Consider the following 4,759-nt stretch of genomic DNA (forward strand, 5'->3'; position numbering starts at 1 on the left):
GCTTCCGATTGAGGGGGATTTGGAGCAGATATTCAGCGTTAGTAGGATAACGATAAGAAAGGCTGTAAAAATGCTAGTGGAAGATAGTCTGGTTGATGTAAAGCAAGGACGTGGGACGCTTGTGCTAGATTTTAAGCCAAAACAGAGTTTGAATCATGTTGTTTCCGTCACGGAGACATTGCGCCAAAAGGGATACGATGTTCAGACGCAAAGTATGTATATTGATATTATGCAGGCTGACTATGAGATAGCAGAAGTGCTTCGGTTGAATGTGGGCGATTATGTGGCACGGTTTCAACGTATTCAGTTAGCAGATGGAAGTCCAATTGTTATAATGAAAAACTATGTGGCGGCTAGTTTAGTTCCTGACGTAATTAAATATTCTAACAAGTTTACTGCATTGTATCAATTTCTTGAGGAGACATATCAAATAAAAATAGATGAGGCTTCGGATACCATTTATGCAAAAAATGCGGAATTCGAGGAAGCACAGCTATTAAATACGAATGTAGGGGAAGCGTTGCTCTGCATAAAACGTATCTGCTACTTTGAAAACGAACCAATTTGCTATGATAAAGTAAAGATTATTGGAAGTAAGTACGAATTAAATACGAGTATGGCGGGGAGATATCGTGGTGATGGAAAGTAAAACAAATGAATTCATAAAGCAGTTAAATCGTCATATGGATATTAGTTGTGTGAAGAGTACAGATACAAAAGCAGATATTGATGAAATGGTTGCGTATGCAAAAGAATATCGCTTTATTACTGTATTTACATTACCTTGCTATACTCCTTATGTAATAAATGAATTACGTGACGAAGAAGATATTCAAGTTGGTGGTGTTGTAGGTTTTCCAAGTGGTTGTGATAGTACCGAAACAAAGATATGCCAAGCCAAAGAGCTTGTAAATCTTGGTTGCAAAGAATTAGATATGGTTATGTCTTATAGTATGTTGCAATCCGGGAGCATAGAATATGTAGCTCATGATATAAAGGAAGTAGTGAAAGCCGCAGCTGGTATTCCAGTGAAAGTAATCATTGAGGCCTCTGTCTTGAATGATCTTCAATTATGCAAAGCATGCGAAATTGCAGTTGAAGCAGGTGCATCATTTGTAAAAAGTGGAACAGGTTGGACAAGTAATCCAACAACACCAGAGATTATTAGACGTATGAAAGAGGTAGTGGGAGAGCGTGCTCTTATTAAGGCGGCTGGAGGAATTCGAACGTTGGATACCGTGTTAAAGATGCGGGAACTTGGCTGTGAACGTTTTGGTGTAAGTACGGCATCAGCAGTGTCGATAATGAAGGAAGCGAGTGTGTATGGTTGATTGTGTGGTGAAAGTAAAGGTTCTGACTTGGCACATTCTTTATATGTAATATATATATGTGATGAAGATGTTTGTATGATGAATGTGTATATTGGATAAAACATATAAAGAATATGCGTTTTAGTTGATAAAAATTATTTTATATGGATAAAAAATCCCTTGAATCTGAGAAAAATACAGATTCAAGGGATTTTTCACTCTGTTCGAGCTACTTTTTATTGTTGTCAAATCTCGAAGTCATATTTCTCATGCAAGCAGGAAACATATAACCTTTTGATTCTTGTATCATAACTACAGAATAACTACAGGTTTGATTAAGTCTCTTGGCTTATCTTTCATTAAGAAAAGAGCTTCCTCAACATTTTCAAAACCATTGAATTTATGTGTAATTAACTTGCTTGTATCAAGTTTTTTCGTTTCAAGAAGAGAAACAAGCTTCTCCATTCTTAGTCTGCCACCTGGCATTAATCCACCAGCAATAGTCTTGTGAGACATTCCACAACCCCATTCAACTCTAGGAATATCAACATAATCACCTTCTCCTAAATAGTTGACATTACCGATTCTTCCGCCTGGTTTTAACATCGTAATTGCTTGGCTAAATGTATGAACATCACCACCAGCGATAATGATTCGATCAAGACCTTTGCCATGTGTTTTTTCCATGATTTGTTCAACAATATCACCTTCGCGATAGTTAACAATTTCAGTTGCTCCATATTCTTTTGCAATTTCAATACAGTTTGGTCTTGAACCAACAGCATATATATGTGAAGCTCCACGTAAAGCAGCACCAGCTACAGACATAAGTCCAACAGGCCCGATACCAATAACTCCAACAGAATCACCAAATTGTACATCAGCTAATTCAACGCCATGGAATCCTGTAGGAACCATATCACAAAGCATTGCTGCAGAAGCCAAATCAATACTTTCAGGTAAATGAGCAAGGTTAGCGTCAGCTTCATTAACATGGAATAGTTCGCCGAATACACCATCTTTAAAGTTCGAGAATTTCCAACCAGCTAACATTCCACCAGAGTGCATAGAGTAACCACCTTGCGCTTCGAGAGAACCCCAATCAGGAGTAATAGCAGGTACAATAACTCTATCACCAACTTTGAAATCTTTAACTAATGAACCAACTTCAACAACTTCAGCTACTGCTTCATGTCCTAAAATCATGTCATGACGTTCACCTAATGCACCAGCCCAAACAGTATGCACATCGGAAGTACATGGAGAAATAGCCAATGGTTTACATATAGCATCTAATGGACCATAGGTAGGAGCCTCTTTTTCAATCCAACCAACCTTACCAATTTCTAACATCGCAAAACCCTTCATAAGTAAATCCTCCTTGAATGTCGTATATTTTGTTGAAAGATTATCATATGGTTATGATAACATATAATGTTTCTATAATCAATATGCAAAACGGGTAAATGTGCATAAAAAAAATAGTATAAAAGCATGCAAGATATTAAAAAAGTCAAAAGTAAATAGGAATATTATACCATTAATAATGATTACATACACATTTTACCCATAAAAACGAAAAATTACTCGTTCTTTTTTGGGAAAATAAAAATCGAAAAAATGCTAAGCTATGTTTTGAAAAGGCAATCTGCGCCATATTGACATGGTTTCTAATATATGGTATATTTTTAGGTTATAGTTGGTCGCTTAGCGTTCTTATTCACGCTGTGACCAGTAACCTTTTCGTTTCGTGGTTAAGAATAGGTAATCAATAGTGAAATTCTATTGTAATTACTACAGATTTTAATAAATTAAAAAATATTTTAGGGGAAATGCAAATGAAAAAAGATGAAGAATGGAAAGAATTTTGGCGAAACAACAATGAATTATACCAAGAAAATAAAAGGCAGCAACGTGATCGAATAATTATATTTGCTTTTTTGGCGGTTGTGTGTTGCATAATAACATGTTATTGCGTAATTGCAAAGCCAAATTGGGGCAATGCACAGAGCGAGGATACATATGAAGAGGATTCTTCGATATCATTTGACGATCATCTATTTATTACAACCATTGATGAGATTAGTGATCTATACGAGCAAGAAATACTTAATGATAGGCTGATTGATAAAGCAATCACGAAACTGGATGTTTTGTATGTAAGTGAAATATTTGTGGATTTGTATTATGATACGATGGATGTATTAGATATGATTAATCCGATCTATAATGATTATGATGATGAAACAAATAGAGCAGACTATGACGAATTTGCAGATGCATTTTATGATAGGTTCGACGCTATAATGAAGGAAAATGGCAAAATGTATGACGATGTAGGCGATGCGTACGAATATTATTATGAGATAGAGTATTGATAAAGGTTCCGTGCTATATTGACAAAATTTCTTTTATATAGTATATTTCTATAGATTATATATTAGTAATAAGGAATGGGAGAGGTATTATGAATAAGAAATTAAACCAAAGAAGAATTGCGTTATTCGTTATTGTACTACTTTGTATGAATGTATTTTCGTACAAAGGAAAAGCAGCATCAGTAAACTATATTATTACAGGTAAAAATGTTGCATATGTAGGAGATACTTTATATTATTACTTTTATAATAACGTAGACGATGATAGTGCTGGAATTATATTTGATAGAGTAAAATGGACGATATCTGACGATAAAATTATTTCAATTGATAATGATGGAAGATTTATAGCTAAAAAAAAAGGGAACAGTCACATTAACAGGAACTTATAAAGGGCATAAGGCTACTCTTAAAATAACAGTTGAGAATAAACAAGTTAATACTAAATATGTATGCTTGCCAATCGGAGAGTCGACAGATATTTACATTATGGGAGGAGAGAATATAGTTGAATCCTATACAATGACAAACAAATCCTGTGTAAGTTTAACGGGCTTGGATTCAACCGATATAACAATAAAGGCAGAAAAAAAAGGTACTTCAACATTAACGTTAGTAACGAAAGGCGATAATAAGAAGTATACTGTGAATATTACTGTAGTAGATCCTCTGAAACTAACAGTTACAAATGTAACAAGAAAAACAGTAAATGGAAAAGCTACTTTAAATTTTACACTACGCAACGATAGCAAACATGCAATATCAACAAGCAAAAAAACAGGAGCAATTGGTGATAGTTATGGATTGAGTATATATCCATTAAAATCAGATGCTACAATTCAACCAGGAAAATCAAAAACATTAACAATTTTAACAGAATTATCAGTTAAAACCTATGGCAAAAATGTTTTAAGTGGTATGTCACCTGGTTTAAATGTAAAATATGAAGGACATGTCTACGCGGTTTGGTTTGATAAAAACGGCGGAGAAATTCAATCGATTTATTTGAATCCATTTAAATTTATGGAATATTAACATTTATAGAGTAATGTGATTCGAGTTTTCAAACAT

General features: G+C 34.4%; 6 protein-coding genes. 5 read left to right on the top strand and 1 reads right to left on the bottom strand.

What is annotated here, in order from left to right; all coding sequences use genetic code 11:
- Nucleotides 1-649, top strand: a 649-nt coding sequence (locus RMR19_RS19120; RefSeq protein WP_310605102.1) for a GntR family transcriptional regulator, incomplete at its 5' end; no start/stop codon positions are given.
- The gene (gene deoC, locus RMR19_RS19125; RefSeq protein WP_310605103.1) at nt 639-1,331 is read left to right on the top strand and encodes a deoxyribose-phosphate aldolase; all 693 of its coding nucleotides are present in this window, start codon (nt 639-641) and stop codon (nt 1,329-1,331) included. The genes RMR19_RS19120 and deoC, both read left to right, overlap by 11 nt.
- A gap of 291 nt (nt 1,332-1,622) precedes the next feature.
- On the opposite strand, the gene RMR19_RS19130 is transcribed toward deoC, so the two are convergent.
- The gene (locus RMR19_RS19130) at nt 1,623-2,678 is read right to left on the bottom strand and encodes an NAD(P)-dependent alcohol dehydrogenase (protein ID WP_310605104.1); all 1,056 of its coding nucleotides are present in this window, start codon (nt 2,676-2,678) and stop codon (nt 1,623-1,625) included.
- A gap of 470 nt (nt 2,679-3,148) precedes the next feature.
- Between RMR19_RS19130 and RMR19_RS19135 the strand changes: the two genes are divergently transcribed.
- The 3 genes from RMR19_RS19135 (at nt 3,149) to RMR19_RS19145 (ending at nt 4,723) form a co-directional block, all read left to right on the top strand.
- Entirely contained in the window at nt 3,149-3,688 is a 540-nt protein-coding gene (locus tag RMR19_RS19135; RefSeq protein ID WP_310605105.1) for a hypothetical protein, read from the top strand.
- Between the two features lie 89 nt (nt 3,689-3,777).
- Nucleotides 3,778-4,080, top strand: coding sequence for a hypothetical protein (locus RMR19_RS19140; protein ID WP_310605106.1), 303 nt, complete (start codon nt 3,778-3,780; stop codon nt 4,078-4,080).
- Nucleotides 4,081-4,177: 97 nt separating this feature from the next.
- Nucleotides 4,178-4,723, top strand: coding sequence for a hypothetical protein (locus RMR19_RS19145; protein ID WP_310605107.1), 546 nt, complete (start codon nt 4,178-4,180; stop codon nt 4,721-4,723).
- Nucleotides 4,724-4,759: the final 36 nt, after the last annotated feature.

The organism is Anaerosporobacter sp. (assembly GCF_031551385.1).
Lineage (GTDB): Bacteria > Bacillota > Clostridia > Lachnospirales > Lachnospiraceae > Anaerosporobacter.

What these genes read in the sequence shown, in the direction of transcription:
- deoC (WP_310605103.1), top strand. Translation starts at nt 639, where the DNA reads ATGGAAAGTAAAACAAATGAATTCATAAAGCAGTTAAATCGTCATATG.
- RMR19_RS19130 (WP_310605104.1), bottom strand. Translation starts at nt 2,678, where the DNA reads ATGAAGGGTTTTGCGATGTTAGAAATTGGTAAGGTTGGTTGGATTGAA.
- RMR19_RS19135 (WP_310605105.1), top strand. Translation starts at nt 3,149, where the DNA reads ATGAAAAAAGATGAAGAATGGAAAGAATTTTGGCGAAACAACAATGAA.
- RMR19_RS19140 (WP_310605106.1), top strand. Translation starts at nt 3,778, where the DNA reads ATGAATAAGAAATTAAACCAAAGAAGAATTGCGTTATTCGTTATTGTA.
- RMR19_RS19145 (WP_310605107.1), top strand. Translation starts at nt 4,178, where the DNA reads ATGGGAGGAGAGAATATAGTTGAATCCTATACAATGACAAACAAATCC.